This window comes from Aquamicrobium lusatiense, assembly GCF_014201615.1.
Classification (GTDB): domain Bacteria; phylum Pseudomonadota; class Alphaproteobacteria; order Rhizobiales; family Rhizobiaceae; genus Mesorhizobium; species Mesorhizobium lusatiense.
Map to the genome: position 1 here is coordinate 2109168 of NZ_JACHEU010000001.1, position 26518 is coordinate 2135685.

15 protein-coding genes are annotated in these 26518 nt (G+C 63.2%); 5 read left to right on the top strand and 10 right to left on the bottom strand.

The window, feature by feature from the left end; genetic code table 11:
- Positions 1–319 precede the first annotated feature (319 nt).
- From HNR59_RS10105 to HNR59_RS10115, 3 genes are read left to right on the top strand one after another with little or no spacing between them, the layout of a single operon-like run.
- A complete protein-coding gene (locus HNR59_RS10105; protein ID WP_127189833.1) occupies positions 320–541 on the top strand; it encodes a helix-turn-helix domain-containing protein in 222 nt (73 codons plus the stop codon).
- Positions 538–2097, top strand: a complete 1560-nt coding sequence (locus HNR59_RS10110; RefSeq protein WP_183829419.1) for an ATP-binding protein — start codon at positions 538–540, stop codon at positions 2095–2097. Before HNR59_RS10105 ends, HNR59_RS10110 begins: the two co-directional genes overlap by 4 nt.
- 3 nt (positions 2098–2100) lie before the next feature.
- On the top strand, positions 2101–4152 hold the full coding sequence (locus HNR59_RS10115; protein WP_183829422.1) for a Druantia anti-phage system protein DruA: 2052 nt from the start codon (positions 2101–2103) through the stop codon (positions 4150–4152).
- Positions 4153–4671: 519 nt separating this feature from the next.
- Here HNR59_RS10115 and HNR59_RS10120 read toward each other — a convergent pair.
- Positions 4672–4941 carry a hypothetical protein gene (locus HNR59_RS10120; protein WP_183829425.1) on the bottom strand — a complete coding sequence of 90 codons (270 nt, stop codon included), beginning with the start codon at positions 4939–4941 and terminating at the stop codon, positions 4672–4674.
- Between the two features lie 300 nt (positions 4942–5241).
- Between HNR59_RS10120 and HNR59_RS10125 the strand changes: the two genes are divergently transcribed.
- Together HNR59_RS10125 and HNR59_RS10130 are read left to right on the top strand one after the other, a co-directional pair.
- The gene (locus HNR59_RS10125; RefSeq protein WP_183829429.1) at positions 5242–7455 is read left to right on the top strand and encodes a hypothetical protein; all 2214 of its coding nucleotides are present in this window, start codon (positions 5242–5244) and stop codon (positions 7453–7455) included.
- Positions 7452–10544: an SNF2-related protein gene (locus tag HNR59_RS10130; RefSeq protein WP_183829432.1), complete on the top strand. Its 3093-nt coding sequence runs from the start codon at positions 7452–7454 to the stop codon at positions 10542–10544. Before HNR59_RS10125 ends, HNR59_RS10130 begins: the two co-directional genes overlap by 4 nt.
- A 16-nt stretch (positions 10545–10560) precedes the next feature.
- Here HNR59_RS10130 and HNR59_RS10135 read toward each other — a convergent pair whose 3' ends face one another.
- The 9 genes from HNR59_RS10135 to HNR59_RS10175 form a co-directional block, all read right to left on the bottom strand.
- Entirely contained in the window at positions 10561–11571 is a 1011-nt protein-coding gene (locus HNR59_RS10135; protein ID WP_127189839.1) for a hypothetical protein, read from the bottom strand.
- 2 nt (positions 11572–11573) lie between these two features.
- The gene (locus tag HNR59_RS10140) at positions 11574–13304 is read right to left on the bottom strand and encodes an NERD domain-containing protein (RefSeq protein WP_183829435.1); all 1731 of its coding nucleotides are present in this window, start codon (positions 13302–13304) and stop codon (positions 11574–11576) included.
- Complete coding sequence (locus tag HNR59_RS10145) at positions 13304–19468, bottom strand: DEAD/DEAH box helicase (RefSeq protein ID WP_183829438.1); 6165 nt, start codon at positions 19466–19468, stop codon at positions 13304–13306. The genes HNR59_RS10140 and HNR59_RS10145 overlap by 1 nt, the downstream gene beginning before the upstream one ends.
- Positions 19469–19470: 2 nt before the next feature.
- Positions 19471–19677 carry a helix-turn-helix domain-containing protein gene (locus HNR59_RS10150; protein ID WP_183829441.1) on the bottom strand — a complete coding sequence of 69 codons (207 nt, stop codon included), beginning with the start codon at positions 19675–19677 and terminating at the stop codon, positions 19471–19473.
- Between the two features lie 170 nt (positions 19678–19847).
- Positions 19848–20924, bottom strand: a complete 1077-nt coding sequence (locus HNR59_RS10155; RefSeq protein WP_183829444.1) for a DUF2793 domain-containing protein — start codon at positions 20922–20924, stop codon at positions 19848–19850.
- A gap of 7 nt (positions 20925–20931) precedes the next feature.
- Entirely contained in the window at positions 20932–24897 is a 3966-nt protein-coding gene (locus HNR59_RS10160) for a baseplate multidomain protein megatron (protein WP_183829448.1), read from the bottom strand.
- Positions 24898–24906: 9 nt separating this feature from the next.
- Positions 24907–25401, bottom strand: a complete 495-nt coding sequence (locus HNR59_RS20760; RefSeq protein WP_343060777.1) for an NlpC/P60 family protein — start codon at positions 25399–25401, stop codon at positions 24907–24909.
- Positions 25398–26282, bottom strand: coding sequence for a DUF2163 domain-containing protein (locus tag HNR59_RS10170; RefSeq protein WP_183829450.1), 885 nt, complete (start codon positions 26280–26282; stop codon positions 25398–25400). Before HNR59_RS10170 ends, HNR59_RS20760 begins: the two co-directional genes overlap by 4 nt.
- On the bottom strand, positions 26279–26494 hold the full coding sequence (locus HNR59_RS10175) for a hypothetical protein (protein ID WP_183829453.1): 216 nt from the start codon (positions 26492–26494) through the stop codon (positions 26279–26281). Before HNR59_RS10175 ends, HNR59_RS10170 begins: the two co-directional genes overlap by 4 nt.
- Between the last annotated feature and the right edge of the window lie 24 nt (positions 26495–26518).

Consider the following 26518-nt stretch of genomic DNA (forward strand, 5'->3'; position numbering starts at 1 on the left):
TCCTGATCCGCGACGCCGATACTCAATTCTAAGCCAAGTTGGATGATATCTGAAATCGGATTGTGCCCGGGTCATCCAGATCTCGCACAAGGTACCGAACCCCAATTCCCTCTCCAGAATCTTCATCGGCACGGCGCGCGGGATGAAGAGGAGAAGGACCAGATTTGACCCAGGCGATCAGAGACCAAATCGAGACATCGCCCAAAAGTCCGATCAGGTGAGGGGTCACATGTGACCAACCGTTGACATGCGGCCCCGTCTAGGGTCTTTCATGGACATTGCTGGTCAATGATGGCCATGCTCGCGAGGAGCGAGGAACATGAAGCTTCTCACAGTTCAGGACGTCGCGGACGCGATGAAGGTCTCCGAGAAAACGGTCCGACGACTGATCAAGCGCGGTGATCTTGCCGCCTACAAAGTGGGCGAGCGCGGTCAACTCCGCGTCAAAGAGTGCGACCTTGAGGGGTACTTGGAGGCGCAGCGAGTGGAGGTCGGATCGACGGGAGAAGCGAATGCGGAAGGGACGGAATCAGGCGAATGAACACCACTAGACAACAGGACTTCTCGATTGTCGCCGTCGACAAGTTCATCCAGGCGACCCGCGACTCGGGGTACAAGGGAACGTCGAATGCTGTCGCAGAACTTGTCGACAACTCGCTGCAGGCGGGCGCGACCTCAATCACGGTGTCCCTCACGGTGGATGAGGAAGAGGACGGGCGCTCGATCGTCCTAACCGTTATCGACAACGGATCTGGCATGGACGCCCAGACCTTGCGGACTGCGCTTCGGTTCGGCGGTAGCACTCGCTTCAACGATCGTGACGGCCTTGGGCGTTACGGCATGGGTCTGCCGAACAGTTCGTTGAGCCAGGCTAAGCGGGTCACGGTGCATAGTTGGAACTCGAAGCGCGGTCAGGTACTCACTTCCTATCTCGATCTCGAGATGATTGCGGCCGGGAAACTGACCGAGGTGCCGCAGCCACGTTGGGTCAAACGACCAGAGTTCGTAAATGGATATGAGTCTGGCACCGCCGTAACTTGGTCGCGCTGCGACCGGCTCGATCACAAGCGCATTTCTACGATCACACGGAAACTCTTGGGGGCTCTGGGGCGGCAGTTCCGACACTTCTTGTGGAACGGCGTGTCCATCAAGGTGAACGGCGACGCTGTACAGCCCATCGACCCGCTCTTCCTCCACCCTGCCGCGCTGTACAGTGGCGCAACTCAGTTCGCAGAGGACATGGTCTACGAGGTTGCAGCGAACCCCGACGACCCCAGCATCACCGGTATCGTGAAGGTACGCTTTTCGGAACTGCCTGTCGACGATTGGTCGAAGTTGAGTAACGAGGAGAAGAGAGCCCGCGGGATCGCTAAGGGTGCGGGCGTATCAATCGTACGTGCGGGGCGCGAGGTGGATTACGGCTGGTTCTTCCTCGGAGGAAAGCGCCGCGAGAACTACGACGACTGGTGGCGCTGCGAGATCAGGTTCGACCCAATCCTAGACGAGGCGTTTGGCATCACCCACACGAAGCAGCAAATCCGGCCACGCCTCCACCTCATCGAGGCACTGAGCGCAGATTTGGAGGTGATGGCTCGCGCACTCAATAGCCGCGCGAGAAAGGCACACCTAAATGCGAAGGTCGCGGAGCGATTCACTAGGTCTGAATACCGCGCAAGCGAGAAGGACGAGATGCTGGCGCCGCTGCCACCGAAGCCGCGGCTCCGCGACAAGAGGGTCCTCGACGCACTGGGCAAGAAACTGACGTCAACCGAGAGCGCACGCGACAATTGTGGTGGCTCGACTGAATACCGAATCGTCCCTACCGCACTAAACGAGACCGCCTTCTTCAACTATGCGCGCGACCAAGGTCGGCTGATCCTCGTGCTAAACCCGGAACACCCATTCTATAAGCTTGTTTACAAGCCTCTGCTTGAATCGGACAGTCCAAGTGACGAGATCGTGCGATCGCAGATCGACTTACTGCTGCTCGCGGCGGCGCGTGCCGAGGCGCTGCTCGAGAACAAAGAGAGTCTCAAAGTCGCCGAGCAGTTGCGGGCCGATTGGAGTGACACGCTAGCTACTTTCCTGAACGGTTAGAGGATGAGCCGCCAAGCACAAAACAACTGGGTCGTGCTCTCACCACCACTCCCAGAACGCAGCCCCGCAAAGCAGGCCTTCCGCGCCCATGCGGCAAGTTTGTCAAAACTGCTGAGCGAGGAATGCGACGGCGAGAACTTCGATGAGGCTCTCAAGCGCTTACTGCGCGTCCACACCGCAGACGAGCACGATGCCGCCTTACGCGCTGCGTTGTGCGTCTTGACCGACCTGGCTCGGCAGCGCTGGTCCATCCGGGTCAACGAGGAACGCGGCGTCGAGGTGAAGCGCCCCGCAGAAAATCAACTCGACCCTTTGCGCGAGAAGGCGCGCATCCGAGCCCAGGAACTCATCAAGCGCGATGAGCAACTTCGAGAACCCGCGGCGAGGCGGTTCATTAAGGGGATGGAGCAGAAGTCCTTCCACAATGGGAATTTAGTGTCGATTTACTCGGTCATTCGGGACGGGCGAGAACTCGCGGAGTCGCTCCGCGCCGCGCGCGCACTAAAAGGCGAAGATCGCGTTCGCGCGTTGAGGGAGGTGATCAATCCCTACCTCCAATTCGTCGACGGGGCCGAGTACTGCGAGCACACCGGGCTCCGTCTGCAAGACATCTGGCGATACTTCCGCCACACATGGACGAACCAGTACACGGCCACACCTGGGCGCTCAATGGCCTTCCTAATCCGAGACCGCGCGCGGGAGTACCACCCAGTCATAGGGATCGGGTCTCTCGGGAGCCCAATTGTGCAAATCCGCGAGCGCGATGCCTGGATAGGCTGGCAACCAGAGGCGTTCTTAGAGTTCGCTAGCGAGTCGCCGTCCGCAGAACTCGGGATTTGGCTCCACAAAACGGTGGAAACAGCTATTGGCGAGATCTACCTCGACGACTTTTTTGAGGAAGAACTGCTGTCTCCGCTCGACCTCCGCACTCCGACGCCGGAGGTCCTTCGGGATCTGTCCGCTTTCGGGGAGAACCAGCGGGAACTCCACCATCGACTTGCCAGTTCGAAGGATCTGAAGCGCTCAACAAAGCGCGACGATACGGGCAGCACTGATGCGCACTGGAAGGCGCGTGCACGGACACACCTCTACCGCAGCAAACGAGCGCTCTCACTGGTGGACATGCTCCGATCGCGCATGGTTCTTCAGCAGCACCTGTCGTCGCCGCCAACTAGCGAAGAAGTGCGCGCGCTGCTCAACACGAGCGATGGGCGCAGGATAGTGAAGAACATCCTGCGGAAAGCCAAGGCCGACCGCGTCGGTATCGCGATGGCGGACATAACGGTTTGCGGCTCGGTAGCCCCATATAACCTGATCCTCGGGGGGAAACTCGTCTCGATGCTCGCAGCCAGCCCGGAGGTCGTGACCGCCTACCGCAACAAGTATCTAGCGCAAGAGAGCGAAATCGCTTCCTCGATGGCGGGACGGCCGATTATCCGGCGATCAGAACTCGTGTTCCTAGGGACGACTTCGCTCTACGGGATCGGATCCAGCCAATACAACAGGTTGCGGATGCCGGCCGAGCGCATCGGTGGCAAGAAAGGCGAGAAACTCGCGTTTCTTGAACTTGGTAAGTCAGACGCCTATGGGACTTCGCAATTTAGTTCGGACACGGTCAGAGCCCTCGTCTCTCTGGTCCAGCAGTCAAGTAACGGCCAACGTGTCAACAGCATTTTCGGCGAGGGCGTGAGCCCAAAACTCCGGAAGATCCGAGATGGGCTCGACGCGCTCAAACTTCCGACCGACGTGCTCCTCCAGCACGGACGGCAGCGCATCGTGTATGGCGTTCCAGTCGTAAGAAACCTTCGCGAGTTCCTCCTCGGAATGGATAATGAGCCTGAGTACTGCTTCGACTTGAACGAACCAGAACGCAGCACTGGGGAGATTGGCCGCTGGTGGACAGAGCGTTGGTTGAGAAATCGCATCGAATCCGACGACGTCTTGGCGAGGATAGAACAACATACTCTAGTCCGACCTATCCGCCACGGGGCGCGGGTCGTGCTCCCTAATATCGACGACGGTCAGGCGACCCTTTTTGAAGAGTTCACATACTAGCGCTGAGCAACTATGGCCCACGAGGTCCCACAACCAAGCTTTAAGCATTACAGTGCCTTGCGTGCTGCGCCGCTATCGCGTTCCAGAAAAGCATTGTCGGCTGTTCGACCGCCTATGAAAGCCAGTTCGCCGCCGGAGAGGACGAGATGCTCTTAAAGATTGCGAACGAGGGCAACTGGCGCGCGAGCGAGCGCGTCTCCAGCCACGCTGCATCTGCGTCGTGCGACGAATGCCCGAAATTGCTCCGTGCTCACTGCGCTGTTCGGAAAAACCTATCGCGCGGCGGGCCCAATGCTTGAGACGCACAACAGACTCGACGAGAGGTACCGCACGCTCCGGGATTCAAGAACGGGGCCGGTCTTCTTTCTCGAGCACGGGTTAAGTGAAGACGAGGTCACTGACGTCTTCGCGAACGTTAGCCATGTCTTAAGCACGCACCCGATTGAAAGCGGATGGTGGCGCACCAACTGCCTCCCACTGCTCGTCGCGGCCACAGAGGTCGGGTACCGCTATAGAGGGTCAGGGACTGACTTTTGGCCGGTATTTGAGGCCAAACTCGGCCTGCGTATCAGTGCGCCTGATCGACATCACATTCGCGATCTCTTCGCCAGCGCTGCAAAGACCTACCGAGGTGCGCAGCCGCCAGCTACCCCGTGGGCCGACGCCTTCCGCTTCATCGCCTGGCCAATCACTCACGCGCTTGTGCCTCTTGAGTTCCATCGTCCGCTCGCGCTCACGCTTGCGAACCTGCGCGTGAACGTCGGCGAACTCGATGACGATGGTCTGCACCGCGCAATCCGAATTGTTGCTTCCAACTCTTCGGCGCGGTTCGCGACTTTGCTCGAGGACGCAACTCTGGTGGTAGCCGTGACGAGAAGGTTGTTGGGTGACGACAGTGCCGAACTCTGTCCCCAGACGATGGAGCGTATCGCAACTGACCTCGCCTCCGACCAAATCGCTCGGCGCGCAGTTGCGGTCGCTCGCCGGAGACAACGCACTGTCGCGCAGCGAAAGACACCTGCCGCATCATCGTGGCTGCAACTTCCATCGATCGCAGGTTCGCTCACAATCCGACGCCAAGACAGTTCAATGACGCTCCAGGCCGCCTTTCCACAAGTGGAAGCGGACCTGCAAGGGAAACTCCGTCGAGCGCTGCGCCGTCGCCGATACGCCGCACGTCTGTGGGGCGTATCAGGGCCGGTTCCCAGTGAACAGTTGCTCTCCGGGCTCCCCTTCACGCTCAAGTTAACGTCAGTCCCGTCAGAGGTTGCGGAACTCTTTCCAGACCTCGGCCAGGTAGAAATCGACCAGGAACTTCGCGACGTACTTGCCACCTTCGAACTGAACATCGCGTGCCCCTTGCTATTCGCCGTTGACTCCGATGAAGAAATTGGACGTCGGGTTCACGGTCCGAGTATCTCTGGCCACCGCAAGTATTGGCTCCTCTCCCCGTCAGGCGAGGGCCCTTCGGGTTTCGCAGCCCTGAGGGACGTTGGGCCGTACGACTGCTATCTGCTAGACCCCGCGGAAGAGATCGCACGGAAGGTTCTGCGCGAACTTGGATTTCATGTGCACTTCGGCATCTCAGTTGAATTTGCAGGCAGACCTCCGCTTGAACGCGATGCGCCGGTTCCGGTCTTCGTGGTCGGCGACCAACGGACTGTGGTGCCTCGACGTGTTCCGCCAGAGGGCTTGAGTGTCCAGTTGGACGACGAACAGGTCCATCTTTCGAGCGACGACGTCGTGACCGTTAGAGTTGAGCGAGGTGACCATACGCTGCGGGTGTCGAACGGTAGTGAGGACCGCGATTACACGTTCCGCGGGACGCTAGCGCCTCGATCTGTGCCGCCCACGATCTGCTCAATAGAACCGCGTTTCGGTGACCTGACAGTCCAGGCGTTCTTGCGCGGCGCGCTCGAATTCGCCGTCGAGAGTTTTGCCCCGCTCGACGGCCTGGAACTTACAGTTGAGATCGATGCCAGCGGTCGAAGGCTCTTTGCCACCGCCCCGCTCGGCCCTCTCCCCTGCTCGGTTTCCTCGGAGCAGGAGCCCTTCGCGACGCTACTTGATGACGAGACTCGTGGGCTACTGGCGCGGTCTCCCTCGCTCAAACTGCGGCTCAGCGTGGGGAACCTATGCTCACACTATATGATGTTGGAGCAGCGCGTGCGGCCCTGTTGGTGGCAGCGAACTGACGACGGTACGATTGCCCTCACAAGCGAAGTCGGGATGCTCCCCTTCGGCTGGGTGCTGGCGACCACTCCAGCGGCTCCGCCAGCGCCGGAACTCGACGACTCGCACGAAGAGGCGCGACTGCTCGCACCGATCGGGCTTGACGTCTCGGAGCACGGCGGGGTCGCCGAGTTCACCACGCTCTGCATCGCTCCCTCGCATGCGCGACTAGGGTTACCCGCTATCAAGAAGCCGATCCTCACCAGACGCCGTTACGCTGGAAATGGCGCGCTCGGCCTCGAGGACATGGTCGAGAGTTACCTAAGATGGTCCCTCGCCGAAAGTACTACGTTCATCGCCGAGATATGGCGCCGGCAGATCGCCGCGGTACTGGACGGATGGCTAACAGAAATCTGCTGCGGCGAGGAGTGGGTGCGTCGCGAGGCGGCGCTGGGCGATGTGGACCCGTGGGAAGAATTGGCCCGAGACTGCGACGAGACAGGCTTCGGACGTGACTCGTATGTCGAACTCTCGCGCGAGGACGAGGTTGAGGTGACACGCATCGCCATCCGAGAGATTCGGTCTGAGTTCCCAGACCTCTGGGCGCGCGTCGGCCCGCTTTGCGCCCTGAGCCAGGAAGACTATGAGGCGCTCGATCTGGCCTGCGCCCGCGCGTATACAGAACTTGCCGATAAGTACCGAAATAAAGGTAAGGAGGACTTCGCCACAGGGATTGCAGAGGGCGACCCCGGCGCGGCGCCAGACGACTGGGACTCCGTCCTTAGACGCGTAAAGTCTACGGCAGAACTTCAGCCGCTCGCCGAAATGCTTCTCCCATCCGACACCGCTCATGGGCTCATGACGCTCGAACCGTCCATGATGACGCTAGACGAACTTACCGAGGAACTCACCGCGTGGGCCCGAAGCGCGAGGAGAGCGCTTTCCGGGAGCGTGCCGCCAAGCGACACCCTCAAGGTAATCCTCGCGCTGTGGGCCGAGCCCGAGGCCGCCGCAAGCCTGGACTGGCGCCGCGCACTTGACGTGCTGCTCGCTGAGCGGTCCGTTGCTCGCGCTGCACGATACTTGGCCCTGCGAAGTCGACGGGCGGCCCGAGGAAGTAGCAGCAGATGAGAAACATTTACGTCGACCTGTGTCTACAAATTCAAGCCGTCCGGCGCGATTTCGAACGCATCCGGACGCCGCTTGCTCCCGCAGTCGGCATAGCTGCATCGCTCTACACACATCAGGTCGCGAACGTGCATAGGGTGCTGACGGACGTAAGGGTTAGGCATCTGCTTGCCGATGAGGTTGGGCTCGGCAAGACCGTCCAAGCTCTGATGGTGCTGAACGCGCTTCGGAGCCAGAGGGCTGACCTGCAAGTACTGATCATGGTGCCCGATCAACTTGTCACTCAGTGGCGCGACGAGATCATGACGCGAGCTCATACCGCACCGTTCGGGGAACACGACGCAGCCGAGGGCAGGCAGTATATCCGCTTGGCTTGGGAGGAGCAGTTCGGGATGCGTGACGCCGCGGGCAACCCGAAGTTCGCGCTCTCTGACATCGACCCCGACCGCTTCGATGTCCTCGTAGTTGATGAACTCCATCGCTTGCGCGCAGATGTCCAGGACCGGATTGTTCGCGTCGCTGCCCGCTTCGAGCACGTACTGGCGCTCACGGCGACGCCCGCCTTCCAGCACGTCAAGCGACATGCGCAGCTATTCGCGTTGCTAGAGCCGGAGCGGGCCTCGCTGGCGCGAGGAAGAATCTCCACCGGAGATCGCGGAGTTGCCGAAGGTCTGGCGGCTGGCGACGACGTCTCTAAGTGGCCCGAATGGGCTGCGGCCGCCGTGGTCAATGAGTTTATCGAGGCTGATCGCACCGCGGCGTCCGCCTCAGTGCATTCCAGCCTTTGCACTGCGGCGCTAGCTCATTGCGCGTACCGTAGGGTCATTCGAACGAGACGGGTGGATTACAGCGGCGTGCTCCCTCGCCGCTGTCACCGGCCGCTTGTCGTCGAGCCTCTCGGCGCGGAAGTTGAGCGACAGTCCTTGATGTGGCAGTACTTCGAACACCTCGGCGATCTGAGCCGGGAATTCGATTCAGTACGTCTCGCGAAACGTGTTGTCCTCAGCCCACCGTCGCTCGAGCAGCGCGTAGACTTCCTCCGGCGAAGAGGGCACGAGCGCGCTGGCCTGCTTGAGCGCGTCAAACCGCTCGTTCACCGCAGCCAAGGTGACTCCCGCGCCGATGCCCTCATCGATCTTCTGGCGGAAATCTGGACCGAGGACCCAACTGAACGCGTACTCGTAGCAGCGCAGGACAACCTGACAGTCGATTATCTCTTTGATCTCGTCCAGGCGCGACTCTCGGTCGTTGGTCCACTCTCCCAGCGAGTCCCGCTGGTTGCAGCTCGGGTTCGCCAAGGGATGATGACGGGGGCGGTCGAGGATCTCGGTGGATTTGGCAACGAGACAAACGAGAACCTTGAGGCCTTTCAACGCGGCGACGCGCAGGTATTGTTCGCGCCAGAGGCCGTGCAAGTCGGCCTGAATCTCCAATGCGCACGCGTTCTGGTTCTTTACAGTGTCCCGTGGCGCCCCGAGGAAGTTGAGCAGTGGATCGGCAGGCTCGACAGGATCGGCAACGTCGCCGCCTTCTCGAACGAGGGCGGTGCAAAGACGATCGACGTGTACACCATTGCTCAGCGTGGCCTCGTCGATGAGAAGGTCGTCACTGTTCTCCAGCGCTTCCATGTCTTTGAGAGAAGTGTGAACCTCGACGGAGACCACCTCGACGAGCTAGCGAGCCTCATTGAAGACGCCGCGTTACGCCCAAAACGGATCGACTGGCGAGAACTAGCGGACACTACGGAGGAGATGGCGGCCGAAGACGAGGTACAGGAACTCGCCTCTGCTCTGCGCAAGCACCTCCCTTGGACAGTCGACTTAGCCACCGCTGAGCGCCAGTGGCTGGATTCAATACCTCCCGCTCCTCCTGTCCTCAAAGCTCTTCCCGAGCACTCGGCGTTAGGCCCCCGAGCGTGGGATCGGGCGCTCGAGGGGATGCTAAGTTTGCTTGACTATGCTGCCGACTACCACATCCGCTGGAACACAGACCCGGAGACAGGTGGCCGTTTTCGGACGCTGTGGTATCAGTTCGGTGAGAAGGGGATGTACGGTCGGCGAGAGGTCCGGTCGAAGGTGGTTTTCTCGTTCGGCGCGGATCCATCGCACGAGCGCAGCCCACGACACGCGTACGCATTCATAACTCGTCGCGGTGACATCGGGACTCCCCCTCGGCGGAGCGTCACCATGGTGCTGGACGGTGACCATGTCCGACGGACTCTTCGGTTCCTCAACTTTGGCGATGCGCTCCACGATGAACTAATTGACGGCTGGTTACCGCAACGTAATGGCCTATTGAAGCTGAGCGTCACGTTCTTCGACGATCACAGCGTTTGGCAGTACCGGGCGCCCGGTCTGTACCTTCTTAGGCTGTCCGTCATTGATCCGGCGGATGCACTCATGGCACGAGGCTTGGAGGAGAGGACACTCGGAGCCGTGGTCCAAGCCGCAACTCTCAGTGAAATTGATCGACTTCCCGATCTGTTGCGTCCTTTTAGGAAAGTTATGCGTTGCGCGATGGAAGCTGACGTTCGTTGGCTCCGCGCACAGTTCACCGCGTGCATGACCCTCGATTTACGAAGACAGGAGCACGGAAATTGGGTCCAGGTCGAAGCCGAGGAGGCTGCGGCGCTCTTCAACCCTATGGCACATGAGCGCAATGGCGTCCCGAGGGCAAGCGACCTGCGCAAAGACGGGGCGGACATCGCCTCCGCTGAGGCGGAACTGTCTAGTCAGCGGCAGGCTGACGCGACGGCCGCACGCTCAGCGTGGAGCCATCGCTTTTCTAACTTTGGGGAGTCGCTCACGGCTCGCTTGGTGGTCGTCGAAGAGGAAGGCCACGATGCGGTCGCAATTGCCACTGAGGAACTGCGTCGGGCTGAGGCGGCTCTTGAGTTGGCACGGGAGCGAGGCAATCGAGCACAGATCACGCGTGCGGAGAATGCTCGTAATGCCGCTGGGGACACTCTGGGCATGACCCGGGCGTTTTGGGACGAGCGCACTCGCTGGCTTCGGGAGTGCAAGGAGGAGGTTCGCACGGTCCTCCCTCGAGAAAAGCTGACAGCAATAATTCAAACTCGAAAAGTCTCCTAGCCGTGGGAGCGTTGGCCTAGGTTAGCAGTCGCCACAGGTCGGGGCCCTTCGGGCTCACATCCCATGCCCATGCGCCGCTAGGACTTCCAAGGATATCCATGGCCGCGCGCAACTGAACCGGCGCCGGGAACGTTAACTGGATCCTGAGCCCGTCTGCACGCACGACCTCCTCGGCGCCGACACGCCTCCCACGCGCGAGCACAGCCCATCGCCACTCATCCTCGTCGTAGAGGTCAAGCGCCCGCTGACCGTCTCCAGCCACGGCGACGATGCATGGGTGCCAGTGAGTGTCTCCGTAGCCGCGGCGATAGGCACACCACAGCCCCTCTCCCGGATCTGTCGTCCACCTACCCTCAGGCTGCGCCGAGTTGTGACGGCCGAAGAAATCTCCTGGACGCCCCCCTAGAAAACGCACCTCAGCGTCAGCACTGACCGTCAGTCCTTCCTCGGTCAGTGCCTCCTCAAGTAAGTCCCAGAATCGGCCGAGCGTGACCGCGTCGCTCCTCGCAGGCTGCCGCATTCGCCTACTTGCGTGACGAAGGTAGCCTGGAGGCACCAACCACTCCGAGAGCGATACCTCCTGCACCCCAGCAAGTTCCAAAATAGCGACTTCGTCGTCAGTGCCGACACGAAGTCTGCGAACTATGTCGTGGTTGTCGCTGTCCACCAGCGAGAGTCCATCGGGGGGCTCCGACACTCCCAGAAAAGCGGAGACACCCTCACCCACTGAGATCCACCTCGGTGTAGTCGGCGCCAAATAGAGTTCGTGCCCAACGTAAACCTCTTCGCATTCGCCTATATCGACAAGCCGCCGTAGGACGCGTGGGATATCGCTAACGTCTTCAACGCCGCTGGCCCGGAACTCGGCGCGTGCGTGCTTGACAACATCTCGCTTGGGACTCAGCCCCCAGCGGCTCAGCGGCGCGCGCACAATATTTGCGATTGCACGTTCGCTCGGCCTCCCCTCGGCATCGAGGTAGCCAAACTGGGTGCTGAGTTGGGCACGAGACTGCGTTCGAAGTCTCATGCCTACGCCTCGGAAACTGATTGGGCCGCTGTTATAACCTCGCGACACTGGTCCCCATGCACGACCGCGATCAGCAGCACCTTAGCGCGTGTGCACGCGACGTAGAGGTCCTCCCTTCGGAACAGTCGGCCAAAACCGTCGAGATCATACAGCACGACCACCTCGGCCTCGAGTCCCTTGAATGAGCGGGCCGTGGTTACGAGTATACCCCCACCGTCGCGCCACTCCTCCGCTGACATAACTAGAGGTACGCCATCAATGTCCGTCAGGTCTGACAGACTACCGTTCTCCTTGGCTGCAGGTCCTATCACCGCGATCTGTCTAGGCGCCACGTCCTCCCGCTGCAACAACGACCGTAGTTCCTGAATTACCAACCCCTTTTGCTGCCTAGAGGAATTGGCGCGGAGCACTCGCAGAGCACTCCCCTGGGGTGCACGCGGGAATATGTGACACTCTAGATTGAGAACCGAGGCGCTCGCCAAGGCGATCCGCCTTGTATTTCGGCAGTTGATCGTCAACTTGAAGCGCGCTGCAAATTCGACATCAGGCCACTGCACTTCACCGCGAAGCGACTGATTGGGATCTATGAAGGCATAAAGGGGGCCATCTGCCTCCGACAGAAGCGACTGTGTCAGCGTGTACCACCAGCCCAACGAGAAGTCTTGCGCCTCGTCCACGACAATGGCGTCGAAGTGGATCTCGCGACCCTCCATGGCGAGATCGACAATGGCCTGCTCCATGAGGTCAGGGACTTCGTCGTTCCAGAATGCCTCCGTTCGAGCGCCACCAGCCGCAGGGCGGAAATCTAAGCCCGCCTCAGTTGCAAGTTCCGCGGCGAGACCATGGAAATGCTTGACCGTCAGCAAATCGCGGAAGTCGGCCGTACTCGGATCTTCCTGCACCTGTCGCCGAATCCAGGCCGCGAGTTCCTTGTTGAAGCAGACGAACAGGGTCTTCATACCCTCGCGCGCGAAAGCTAGCGCCCGATGTATCGCGAGGAACGTCTTACCAGACCCAGCCACTCCCTCAACCAGCACCCGGTCTTGGACGTAGAGACCGGTGAACACTTGGGCCTGTGTCTCGGTAAGTTCGAGCAACTGGTTGGCCACCAGTTCAATATCCGGGCCTACGGGCCTGAAGACCCTGAACTTGGGCATCAGGCAGTCGTTCACCAGCATCGTGTATCGATCGCGAGGAAGCAATCGCGGTTCATCGGTCCAAGCCGCGAATGCAGTCTCGATTGCCTGTGCCATGAAGGGGAGATTGCGCCGAGAGATCACGATGGCCTTGTCGGCGTGAGGTGGCGGCAAACCCTCGTAGTCTAGGTGTGGGAAGACAACCGCATAACCATGTACGAGGTCCTGCTTTCGGATCCGTTCTCCCGATCGCTCTCGTACGATTTCCAAAAGCGCGTGCATGTTGCGCTGCGCCTGCCTAAACGGGTCTTGGAACTCGTCCGGCCCGGTCTTTGTGTCGCGGAACCATCGGTAGCCATCGTAGCGGATCGTATCCCCTCCCTTGACCTCGAGGATGAGAAGACCGCGGGAAGGGTGGAGCACGACAAAATCCGCTTCGCCTTCGGCAAGAGCCTTGCTGCGCCACGGGCGAAGCCACGGATAGGAATGTAGAACGATATAATCGTCGCCCAACTGGTCGCGTAGCGCGACATATACAGGTTCCTCGGAGGCGTGCTGGAGTTGGGAAGGATCAACGTCGGGCAGCATCCGGGCCATTACGCCTCTCCCAACTTGTGGAGGACACCGTTTACGAACACGCCAAACGCTCTCCCTAGGACGCTCACGTCCTGGGCCCGCGGCGTCTCCGAGCGGGGCGCGACATGGGATAGATACAGGACACTCACCTTGTCCTTCCGGAGGCGCGGCAAGCCAAAGGTCCAGCGGTCGTTTGTGGCGTTGAAGGCCCCAGCCTTGCTGACAAGCAAGCGAGGCGTGTGGTCTTTGTTGCCGACTACGAAGTCATCCTGATGCGTCGGTGTGAAGACCACCCAAGCCCCCGCGGCGAACTCACTATTTCCCATTCGCTCCAGCGTGGGGCGTGCTAGCTGAACGATGAACGATCCCGATGGGGCACCGCCAACCGCCACCCTAGCGAGCGGCTCTGGCTGCTCGTCGGTAGCGAGAGAGGCCAAGTCGTAGACGGGGCAGCCGTCGTCTTCTGAGGGGAGAAACGCAGGTAGCGTGAATCCAGAGTTGCCGCCTGTTTTTGCCCCAGTGGCCTCCCGAACCGCTGCTGGGAGTGCTCTGTCCACGAGCAACTTATCCACTACGACGTGAGGCGCTCCGCTCGCGATGAGTGCTCTGCCGGTCGCTGAGCCGGCCGCGCCGGGCGTCATCGGATGCCCGAGCACCACGATCCGACCCGAGAGGTCCAACAGCCTTAGTCCCCCCTCTAGCCGCTCCACTGTATGTCCCGACTCAGTCAGGTCCACCTCTAGCGCTTGAAGGAGGCGTTCTTCGTCATCGGTCCCGAGTGTAGGCGCTTCACCATGAATGACGTGGCGAATGAATGCCGCGCCCAAGTTGCGGTCGAGATACTTGTGGTCCCACTTGTTCTTGTAGCTGCGCAGGCACTCGTAGCAGGAATGCGTGCAGTCACAGGACTCCAAGCGCGTGAGGGCCTCCTCGAAGAGCCTTTTCGGATCTGCGGCCGCAGAGCGCACAAACCCGGCGCCGCCCGGTGTGAGGTCATAAAGGTATACCTCGACTTCGTTCCCCGTCCGGCCTCCGCTTGTCATCGCCACGCGGAACTCAGCGCCGATATCAGACTCTTCTATGTCCATGATCATTGCCGCTGCGGAGGCAAGCGCCTCCGCGACGGTGGTGAGCACAATCTTGGCCACGACCGACCCCGGCGGTAGGGCGACAGCGCCGGCCAATTGAAAGCGGAATAGAGCGATGTCCGTCTCAAACTCATTGCCTAGGACCACCACCGTGGGGGTACCGTTGCAACTCGCGCCATGCGGATGATGGTCTGGGTTTGGACGAGGGTGACCGCCCCGCTGGAAGCGGCCGGCAGCCCACCCGTTCGGCTCTGCTCGACCGCACTTCGGGCAATAGAGGAAGCCCGGCTTCATCTGATCATGGGAGCCCGTGTTCGTTAGAACGAGCCGCTGCTTGGCAGTCCAGATTTCGTAGCCTGCGCCGTTGGTTGCAATGTCCGACCTTTCGGCTGGTCCGCTGTCGGTGAAGGGCGCGCTCAGTTTCGCGCGGGTCGGCCTTGTGGGAGTGGGGCTGTCATCTAGGGGGAGCTCAGCGTCGAGGTCGACCGGATGGGCGAAGCCCGGCGGACGAAGCCAGCGCGTACCGACCCCTAGGGAACCGCCAGAACCACAGGCTGGGCAGTCTAGAACTTGGCCAACATAGTGTTCGTCGCTCCTCTGCTCGACGCGAGCGTAACCGCAGCGGTCGCACTCGAAGTAGACTTTCATGCCGAACCACGCCTGCCAGCAGTCCCGGCGGTTGAATGGCGTCCAGATGGCGAACGAGTAGTGGCGCTCACCGTTCACCCAAACCTCTCGACCTGGCGCATAGCCCGATAGCGCTTGGTTGAGACCGAGTTGCGGAGAGTACTTGAGGACTGCCTTGCGCTCGGTACTCGCGGCCGGATCAAAGACGTGAAAGGTCACCACATCAGTAGGGAACGCGTATCGTGGGAGCACCCCACGATCAAAGAGACGATCCAGCAACTTCTCCGGATCGAGCCCTCCGTCGGGCGCGTCCTCGGTCCGATCAACGTCCGCCGAGGTGTGCGCTGCTTCAGGTGCGCCGGTATCGACCGCATCGAAGTCTACGTCGTCACCCCAGCCCATCATTAGCGTGCCACGGGCAGCTTGTGCCTCCTCCCCGCCACCTTCCGCGACGAGTTCCTCGACGGCGGGTGAGAACTGATCCTCCACCTCCGATGCCTCCAACGGGCCGGCGCCCACCTCGCGCAGTGCGGACAGCAGCGCCAAAGGCACGTCGTCCACGAACCCTGGTGCCGCAGCAACAACGGACGCAGGGACGATCTCCTCTAACGCACCGCGGACTCGGGCCGCCTCTCGATTGAGCCATGCCTTGAGGCCGGCGTAGGAGAACTCCATCGCATCTCCGGTCCGGAAGTCCTGCAGCATTCCGAGGCTCTCGAAGACGTTGGAACTGACGCTTTCGTCGTCGGGATCGGCGATCGCGGCCATCTGGAACATGCTCATCACGAGCGCGAAGCAGTGCCGGCGAATGATCTCAAGGTTGTCCAGGTTCAGCGTCGGGTCAGGCACTGGGCCGCTAACCATCGCTGCGGGGTGCGAGTAGAACTCCTGGTCATGGCTGTCCGCGCCGCAGTAGGTAATTACGGTCGAGAGAGCAGAGCCCCGGCGACCGGCCCGGCCGGCACGTTGCTGGTAATTTGCCCGCCCAGGCGGCACGTTGCGCAAGGCTACAGCCGTGAGGCTGCCAATGTCGATGCCGACTTCCATCGTCGTCGTGCATGACAGAACGTCGATAGGGCCGTCGCGCCGCCCCTCCGGACCCTCAACGTCGAGATCTTGGAACCTCAGTTCATGCCATTCCGCTCGCGCCACTGCGCCGCTGTTGCTGCTGTCGTTGAGCGCAGCGGAGTGCTCGGCGGCGACGTATGGGTGGGGCGCGTAATCGGGCTCGGCCGCGAGCCTCTCCACATGTCGGCGGAAGTGCCCCTTTCGCGACCGGAACACGGTGTCGGTCGCAGGATCTAGCGCGCTAGTCGTGCCGGTGCAGACCCTGTGGCCCGGACGAACGCGGCAGCGATCGGCGGCGAGCGGGTTGAACGGCTGGGCTGTGGTGCACGTATCGCAGCGGCGCCACTCGATTTCCTCTGTAACCACTCGGAGCTTGGCGGCCCTCAGTATAAATCCATTGGCGGTCTCGTTGGTCCCGAAGACCTTCGAGAGGAACTTCCCCCATTCCGACGGCGCCCCTGTTCGTCCTTTGAGGTTTGCGTTGAACCACTTCGTACCGACGAAATCCTTCACGAACGATGGAAACGTCGCCTTTGTGCGCCGTATCTTCGCCCCTGTGCTAGCGTCGAGCCACTCGCTCGGCGTGGTGGGCAGATACAATGCGTGACTAAGGACCGCGTCGTTCAGCCAAAGATCAAGCAGCGCCCAACGGCGCTCTTCCTCGCTAAGGTGACCGGGCTCAGGCGGCGCCGGCAACTTCTGGAACGCTCGCAGGTCTGTTGGGTCGAGCGAGGCGCGGATTGTCGCCAAGCCAAGGGCGCTGAGCCCGGTATGTGGGTCCTTCAGCACCGGATAGAGCGCGAGCATCAGGGCCTTATTTGTGCGGTGCGTGTTCAGTTCCGCTGACCTGCTGCGGATTTCCTGCTCCGTGGTTGGCGGGGCGCTAGTCAGCAACTCCCGGAATAGAGCAAGATCCTCCTCGAAGTGCGGCGCCTGAGCGGGGCGCAGGGTGACACCGTTCATGGCGCAGCCTGTCAGGAGGGCGGCGTAGGCATGGTCGAGTGTCACCGGACCTCCGAAACGCTGCTCTAGCCGGCTCAACCCGTCTAGGAGCAGCGGCCGCACCGCGTCGCGCATCGAATACTGTTGAAGTTTCCCGGCAAGCCGTGAGGCTGCTTGTCGCCCGTCGGAGAAGATGAGTGCTTTGCGCCCCTTGAGCGGAGTGTCGACCTCTTGGCGCGGGGGCTGCTCGAGGACCTGCGAGGAAACGATCTCCTGGAACGGCTCATCGCCTTTCGTCACATGGTCCATTATGTGGTCTGAACCGTCCGCTCCGCAGCGGAGGCAGTTTTGAAACTCTCCGGGGCTCGTGTCCTTTTGCCCAAGAGGCGGGAGCCATATCTCACGAGCTGCGTCGTTCCCTGATCCTACGCGGCCAGACACCGGATCCAGGTACTCGAACCGCGCTCCTGAGCCTGCGGGAGGTTCCTCCAGTGAGAGAAATACGGGCTGGACGACCCCGTCCACGCCGTCCACTTCACCGATATCCTCTGCCCACAGATAGTCGGGAGTGCCGGGATCGAACGAATAGGCCTTAAAGTATGCGCAGCCACACGACCGGCACGTGTAAACTTCGAACACCCGCGCTCCACACTCGCATGTCCGACGAGGCTGAGCGTAAAGCGCTCCAGTCGGCGGTAATGTGTCCCAACGCTCTCGCTGAGAGTCGGAGACATGGGAGCACTGCGGATCCGAGCATGCCCATAAGCCCGGGAGCCCTCGAAAGAATGCATGGGCGCGAGCAGCTAGGAGTGGTGCCTGCTTGCTGTCAGGCTTCGCCATGGAAGTGAGTTCAACCAAGGCGTTAGTGGCAACGCGGGCAAGATCAGCCTCAACTTCCGGAAAGAGCCGTGAGGCCAGTTCTCCGATCTCCTGAGCCGGTCCCACGCCTGCAGAGTCACGTTCGAGGTCTTCGTCGGCTACCGCGCCGCTTGTGAGGTTCACGAGGCGACCGGTCACCGGGAACTGCTTGAGCGCGCGGTGGAGAGCCCTCCCCAACGGATCTCCGTCAGGCGACGCGCTTGCCTCGTCCAGCAGGGACTCAGACGAGACTTGATCGTCTGCCAACTGAAGAACCGGCATGACCGCGTCAAGACGAGCCGCCAGGTCGCCTTCGTAGACCCGGCGGAGGTCCACTCCCGCTAGCGTCTCCGCAACTCGCCTGTCGCCGGGCCCGGAGGGATGAGACGCGCGCTTCGTCCCTCTAAGAACCTCAAATCCTTCTGGAGGCTTGCCCGCGAGGTCAGCGGCGAACTTCTTTGCCGCTGAAGGATCTGAAAACGACGCGCTCGTACAGATGACCTGCAACTGCTCCGGACGAAGTGCCAGTCGGTTACGTAGGCGGCGGATCAACATCGCCACCTCAGTCCCCTGTGCGCCCCTGTAAAGGTGGGCCTCGTCCAAAATGAGGATCAGCCGCTCTTCTGGATGATCCGCATAGTACTCGGCGGTCACCCTGAAGATGTCCCGTTCAATGGGACGAAGGAGCATGTACTCCAGCATCGAGTAATTGGTGACAAGGAGATCAGGAACCCCCTCCTGCGCCTCGTGCCGCAGGAATAGTTCTGGATCCTCTGGACGCTCGACAGTACGGACCCACTCGTCACCTCGCTTCCAAGCGCCCTTGCCCAGCCAGGCGCTCATGCCGTCCTCGCAATCCGGACTGGTTGGCGGCTTCGCTGGCCATTTGCCGCGGCGCCGCAACTCGCCGATCAAGCGTTTCACGTCGGCATCAGAAGCTGCGCGATCTTCGAGTTTCGTGAAGAACTCGAGCGGCTCTTTTAAGCGCGTCCAGTGCTTTTTAGTGTCCTCCCTGCGGCTGCCTGGGTACAGGGTCCGCCCCGTATAGCGAGCGAACTTCATTGGGCGCCCACCTTTGTCAGTGAACCAGCGTGCGACGTTGTTGTCGCCGAAGAGCACACGCAAGCGGCCGAGTTGATCGTTGACCAGCGCGTTCATCGGGTAGAGGAGTAACGCCCGAACGGCGCGCGTCGAGAACGAGCTCCCGCTCATAGCCTCCTCCGCCATTCGGCCCAATATCGGGAGGAGGAAGGTCTCAGTCTTGCCCGAACCAGTTCCGGTCGTCACGACGAGGTCACGGAACGGTGGTGTAAGCGCGAGTTCGAGAGCATGCGCCTGGTGGTCGTACGGCGGATCGAAAATAACCCCTCGCTCGCCGAGCCATCTTAGAAGGCCCGCCACATCCGACGGAAGCGAAAGTTCCTCATAACGTCGCGAAGCTGCGTACCTCGCGGTGCTCTCTAGGTAGGGTGTCTGCGCAATGGCCCCACTCCGAGAGAGCAATTCATCTCGTAGATCGACCAAGGCGGGGTTCGAAATGTGGTAGGTGGAAGTAATGTAGGTGCGGAGCGCGTCCGAATAATGCTGGAGTTCTTCGTACACCTTTAATCCTCGCTGCCTCGCAAAACACTAGCGGCTTCATTGGCGCCGCCCTGACGGACCCACCGATCGACATCTGCCAGCTTAAGCTTCCAGTGCCGGCCAACGCGGTACGCAGGAAGACCCTTCGTTTCGATCCAACGGTAGATAGTGTCCCGTGAGATACCGAGATGCTCAGCGACATCTGTCACGGAGACCCAACGATCGCTCATTGCTTCCCATACGTCTGGATACGACTGTAGTGAGGCTATCACAATCGTTATACTGCGGATAGAGTCGGAATGAGTAGGCTTAGATAGCAACTGCGATCCGAGACGAACGGAGGCCGCGACACATACTAGGCTGACGCCCTGTCTGGGCAGTGCGACTGCGCTGCTGCTCCTCAGCCAACTTTCATCCCCCAAAATGAGGTGTGATCGGCGGCGAAGTAGCCGTCCGCGACCCGGAAATACCCCTGGAGCTCGACGGTATCGCCCGCGGTCAGCGGCACCATGGTCTGCAGCCAGATCGCGGTGGCGAGCGAGACGTGGGTGGCGGAGATTTCGCCGAGGGAGCCGCGGATTTCCGTCGTGCCGTTCAGGACCAGCCGTCCGCGCATGCGCGCCGTGGCGCTTGCGTTGATCTTGTAAAGGAGCGTCGCACCGACGAGGTAGGTGCCATCGGCAGGCGCCACGAAATGGCTGTTCGCAGCGTCGAACGCCCCCTGATCGTTGTAGTCGGTGTTGTTCAGACCGATCTTCGTCCAGGTTCCGACGCCGACGTAGTTGTCATAGTTTGTATACGCCTTGAAGCGCGGCAGCCGGGGCTGGTCCACGATGCCGGTGGCGTTGTCGACGCTTAGCCCGTCGAAGAAGGTGCTGCCGTCGGTCGAGACGGCGAGCCGGAAGCGGTCCGACCCAAACAGCCCCACCAGCGCCTTGGTCACGAAGCCGGTCTGCAGCGTCAGCCCGAGATCGTCGCCCGCCGCCTCCTTGTTCATGGTGTAGAACAGATCGCCCGTGCCGCCCTCGGCCACGGTCTTCGCCGTCCAGAGCGCGGCGTTGAGCTTGGCAGAGAACGGGTTCGCCCCATCCGCGGTGGTGCCGAGCCCCAGCAGCGCGAGGTTCTGCAGCGTCGTGGGCGTGGTGCCGGTCCAGCCCGCGCCGTCGTAGACCAGCAGCAGTCCCTCGTCCTCGACCCACGCCCGCCAGCCGGTCCGGGGTGGCAGGCGTAGCCAGGCGCCGTCGGTCCAGAGTGCCACGTTCAGATCCCACCCCGCCCAGTCGCCCGTCGCGCCCGAGCCGACGATGTAGCGGTCGCCATCGGCGGGGCTCGCTGGGGGTGCTGCCAGATCGCGCTCGAGGACGGAGAGCTGGACGAGCCCGTCGAGGATCAGCAGCGCCTCGTTGTGGGTGACGTGCTTCTGGGCCTGCGCTGCCAGGATGTAGGGCAGCAGGAGATGGGTCGTGGCGTCGGACATGGGGTCCTCAGAATGTGAGCGTGACGGTTTTCGGCGCGCCCCGCCCGACGAGGGCGGAGAGCTGGAAGATACGGACGGTGAGGCTGTCGCCGGGGCCGAGCGGCGCACCCCAGTCAGCGGTCTGCTGGGCGGCGGTGTAGGCCGCGCTGGTCGTGGTCGTGCTCAGCACCCGCTTGACCGCCGCGCCGTCGAGGATCTCGACCTCGTAGGCTTCCAGTTCCTCCGCCATCGGCACTTCGAGCCCGCCCCAGCTGTCGGCAGCGAGTGCCCGGGACCGGCGTGTCCAGCGGATCGTCAGATCGCCGGGACTGCGCGCCTGGCGCCACGGCTGCTCCACATGGGCGACCGAGAACGGCCGCAGGCCGGCGCCCGCGGGCGTGAAGGCCTGCGCCACGTAGGTCTCGTCGCTGACCGGGCGGCTGGCCGGGCCGATGCGCCAGGTCCAGGGGATGCCGAGGTCGGCCTCGGCGATCGGCAGCGATGCGAGCGCGGCGTCCAGCACGACGACTCGCGCGCCTGCAGGCGCCGGGTTACCCATCGCACCTTCGGTACCCCGCTGGCCACGCAGAAGCCGGGTCAGCCGATACCGACCCGGCGCCAGAAGCTCTGCCACGCCCGCCTGCACGATTTCCCAGGTGCCGGGCGCGCTCTCAATGGCCAGCGCGTTGGCCCCTCCGAACAGCGTCAGGTCGGTGACGCTTTCCAGCGTGCCGGTGAGCAGATCGACCACAAGCGTATTGCCAAGATCGAAGCGCGACGTGGGCCCCGCGTAGAGGTCCGAGACCAGCGCCCCGATCCGGGCGCGACTGCCGAACGTGGTCAGCAACGCGAACCCGTCCGTCGCGGGGCTGCGGAACACCGCCATCTCACCCGGCCAGGGAACCGCATGCGCGGCGACCAGTGGCCGGTGCGCGGGCTGGTCCTCGGTCAGCTGCGGCAGGTCCATCAACACCGCATCCGGCGCGCCGAACACGACGGCGCGCGTCAGCGACGCCGCGCGGGGATCGCCGGGCGGCAGGTCGTAGGTCGCGCGGTCCTGGCGGACCGCCTCGATCCCACGCGCCTCGGCGTCGGCGATGGAGACAAGCCGCAGATCGATCAACCTCCCGTCATGCGGGAGCCGGATTGCGTCGGCCGGATCCAGAGCGAGCCTCGAGGGCGGCAGACGGAACGCCGCCGTCTCGCGCCCCACCCACGCCTCCATCAGCGCGCGGCGGCAGCGCCGCTCGGCTTCCTCGGGCGGGACCGCCATCGGGAAGGACTCGGACGCGATGCGCGTCGTGTCCACGGTGATGCGTCGCGCCTCGACGAGGGCCGCGTCGTAATCCTCGTCCGCCCGCGCGACCTGCCACTTCAGCGCCTGCGGCAGTTCGGTCTCCTGGCCGCGCGTCAGCTCCAGCACGTCGCCTTCGCGGGCGGCGACCAGATCGTCGGGCGCGAGGGTGGCGACAGACGCCCGGCCGCGCATGACGAAGCGGATCACGCCCTCGGTCTCGACCGCGTCGAAGCCGAAATGCCGCGAAAGCGTGGTGATCGAGGCGCGCGGGCTTTCGAGCGCGGTGATGGCGTAGCCCTCGACCGCGCCCCAGAGGCCCGTGACGTCGATCCGGCTCTCAGAGAGCCCGGCGCGGAGGCAGAGGTGCCGCACCAGTGCCGCCAGCGACACCGCGCCGAGCCGCCCCGTCAGCCAGTGCCCGAGCCGCCAGTTCGCGCCGTCCGTCCAGACATCGGTCAGTGCGGGAAAGAACGGATAGGGCCGCGCGTCCCAGGTCCAGGCGGCGCATTCCGGCACATGCACCATCCGGCCGCCGTAGACCGAGGACACCGGGTTGTTCGCGGCCTCGCCCCACCAGAGATACGTCGCCTCCAGATACGCGCGCTGGATGGCGTCATCCCGCCAGCCCCGCGAGAAATGCGGCGTGAAGCTCTCGGACGACTTCGGATCGAAGAAGACATTGGGCTGGTTGGTGCCCCGGTCGATGGCGGGACAACCGAGCTCGGTGAACCAGATCGGCTTGGACTGCGGCACCCACCCGGTCGGCGTCCCGCTCTCCACCCCACCCGGACGGTCGTAGTGCGGATTCGACCACCAGGCCCGCAGATCCTTGTAGCGGAACACCCAGGGCTTGCTGGCCGAGTCGTCGGTGATCGGGGTCCGGACCTGCGCGCTTCGGTCGGCCGCGCTGGCATAGAACCAGTCGAAGCCTTCGCCGCCCGCGATGTTCGCCTGCAGGTAGGCGCGGTCGTAGATCGCGGGCCAGCCCTCGGCCGCGTCGGCATGCTCGAAGCCGTCGCGCCAGTCGGACAGCGGCATGTAGTTGTCGATCCCGACGAAATCGATCTCCGGATCGGCCCAGAGCGGGTCGAGGTGGAAGAACACGTCGCCGGTGCCATCGCCGGGCTGGTGCCCGAAATACTCCGACCAGTCCGCCGCGTACCCGATCTTGGTCCCGGAGCCGAGGATCGAGCGCACATCCGCGAGCAGATCGCGATAGGCCTGCACCGCCGGATAGGTGGACGCACCCGAGCGGATGGTGGTCAGCCCAGGCATCTCGGTGCCGATCAGGAACGCATCGGCCCCGCCTGCCGCCGCGCAGAGATGGGCGTAGTGCAGCACCATGCGCCGGAGGCCCCAGTCGCCGGGCGTGCCGGTCCACGAAACTGACTGACCCGAAACGCTGAAGCTCGCGGGCGTGGCCGCGCCGAACAGCGCAGCGACCTGGCTTGCGGCCGTGGCGGTCTTGTCCACGGTCCCGGCGAAACCAGCGGCAGGCGAACAGGTGATCCGCCCGCGCCAGGGGAACGCGGGCTGACCTGCCTCGGCAGCGTTGTCGGAATACGGGTTCGGCAGCGTGTTGCCGGGCGGCACGTCCATCAGGATGAACGGATAGAAGGTGACCCGCAGCCCGCGCGCCTTCATCTCCTGGATCGCCTGCACCACGGCGAAGTCGGACGGCGTGCCGCCATAGACGGGGCGGTCCTGATCGTCGCGGCTGACGAGGAAGGCATTGGCGCGGCTCACGCCGTTGACCGACCAACTGGCGGGCGTGGTCGATTTGGCCGACACCTCGACGCCCGGCCGCACCTTGCAGGATCCCGCGCGCAGATCGTCGCCGAACCACGCCACCACGAGGCTGACGCTCTCGACCGCCGGGGCCATCGCCTGCAGCCGGTTCAGCGCCTCCACCATGTCGGTGGAGTCGGCCAGCGCGTTCAGGTTCTCCGGCACCGTCGCGCCGCCATCGGTCTTCCGGATGGCCTGCGTGGCATAGGTGAACTCGCCCGAGGCCGGGATCATGGTGACGGCGCGGGTCAGGCCCTCGGCGGTGTCGGGATCCGCGAGCGGGCGGAACACCTCGAAGGAGAGCTGCGGCAGGCGGTTGCCGTAGGTCGACAGCGCCAGTTCCTCGAAGACCACATAGGCCGTGCCGCGATAGGCAGGCGTGCTGGCGGTGCCCATCTTCGCCGCGATGAACGGGTCCGCCGTCTGCGCCTCGCCGCCGGGATACCAGCGCCATATGACGCCGGAGAGGTCCATCGGCTTGCCGTCGGCCCAGATGCGCCCGATCCCGGTGATCGGCCCCTCGCACAATGCGACCGCGAAGCTGGCATAGTAGAGATACTCGGTCGTCTTGACCTTGCCGCCGCCGCCGCCCTTGCCGCCGCCCTGCGTGGTGGTCTTGGTCTCCTCGCGAAAGTCCGTCGCCCAGATGATGTTGCCGCCCATCCGCATGCGCCCATAGAGCCGCGGGATCACCGCGCCCTCAGTGGCCGAGGTGATGCGCAGCGTGTCGAGCCGCGCACCCTCGATGCGCTGGTTGGGCGCCAGCGACGAGATGATCCAGCTGTCGACCACGGAGCCGATGCTGGAGCCGATGAAGCCGCCGATGGTCGCGGCGCTGACGCCAAGGATCGCGCCGCCGATGCTGCCGCCAATGGCGGCGCCAGCGGCACCAAGAACGAGCGTTGCCATGTCGGGGTCTCAGCGTTGCGGGAACAGGAAGGCGAAGGCGATGCGCCGCCGCCAGGATGGGGTGAGTGGTTCCTCGATCACGCCGAGCCGCTCGTAGGCGTGGAGGAAGGAGTCGGGGCTCGTTAGGATCCCGACATGCTTGGCGATGGCGCGGGGCTTCATGCGGAAGAGGACCAGCGCGCCGGGACCGGCCTCTGCCGGTTCCACCTCGATCATCATGCGCCGCGCGCCTTCGGCCAGCACCTCGCGCGGGCCCGTCTCGCCCCAGTCCCGGCTATAGCACGGGATCGGGAACGGCTCGGGGCCCACCACCTCGCGCCAGACGCCCCGGGCCAGCCCGAGGCAGTCGCAGCCAACGCCGCGCAGGCTGGCCTGGTCGTGATAAGGCGTGCCCAGCCAGGCCCGCGCGATGGCGATGACGCGCTGGGGATCGGCGGTGGCTCTCGTGCATCGCGATGCGATGCACTGCCGCCCGTCGTTTCCGGTGGAAGCGACGTTGGTCACAGCACCGATCCCTCGTGCCCGCCGTCCTTGGTGGCATAGCGCAGAACTGCGTCCTGGCCGGGGATGTGCCGGAAGCCGCGGAAGTTGCCTGCGTTCGCGAACTTCGCGCCGCAGGTCTCCATCCGCTTGTCGCAGCCCGCACGGATGGTGAAGGCGTCGCCTTCGCCAATGGGCCGCACCGGTGCCTCGAGCAGGGTCAGGATCGCGATGCCATCGGTGATGTCATGACCCAGCACCTCGGTGCGCCGCCCCGCGTTCGCGCCGCTCGTCCATTCGAGCGTGCCGAAGGTGAACCAGCCCGCCTCGAACCCGCCGAGCCCCGAGGCGGTGAAGGCCCGGTCGCGCAGCAGATCGATCACGGCGCCCGTGCCCTTGTAGGCGGGATCCTCGAGTTCGACGCCGCAGCGCGCATCGCCGAGCGCAGCATCGCAGGTCGCCTGAAAGGTTCGCCCGACCGTCTGGCCGAGCACATGGGCGAGCGAGCGCACCTCGGCCACGAAGGCCAGCCGCCCGCGCCGGATCTGGCCGATGGCGCCGCGCCGCATCAGCACGCGCTGGCCCGTGTCCGCCCAGTTCACGCGCCAGACTTCGACCTCGGCGTTGTCCCAGCGGCCGTCGAGGATGTCGGTCTCGGTGATCCGGTCCGAGGTCAGAACGCCTTCCGCGTCCTGCGCGTCGACCGACAGGTCCGAGCCCGAGCGGACCTCGGAGGCGGTCAGCCCGCTCTCCGGCTCGAAGTCGGTGCCGTCGAAACTGAGCGTCCGGTCGTGGTCGGTGAAGCCGAAGGCGACGCAATCGGCGCGGGTGATCCGCCAGCACCACGCGAGCGTCGTCGTGCCCTCGTCGAGATGGGCCTGCAGGGCGGGCAAGAGGGATTTCATCGGCAGGTTCCCGTCATGCGGTCGTCGAGATCGGCGATCCAGTTCGCCCAGTCCGGCGGAACCTTCGCAACGGTCTCGGCATCTGGCCGGGAGAGCCGCGCCTCCGCATAGGAGGCACAGCCCGCATCACCAGCGCCCGTCGTTACGGCGCAGCCGGTCAGCGGGATCGCCAGCGCCGCGGCCATCACGAACCGCGTCGCGACCGCGCTCAACACGGTTGTTCTTGTCTTCCATGG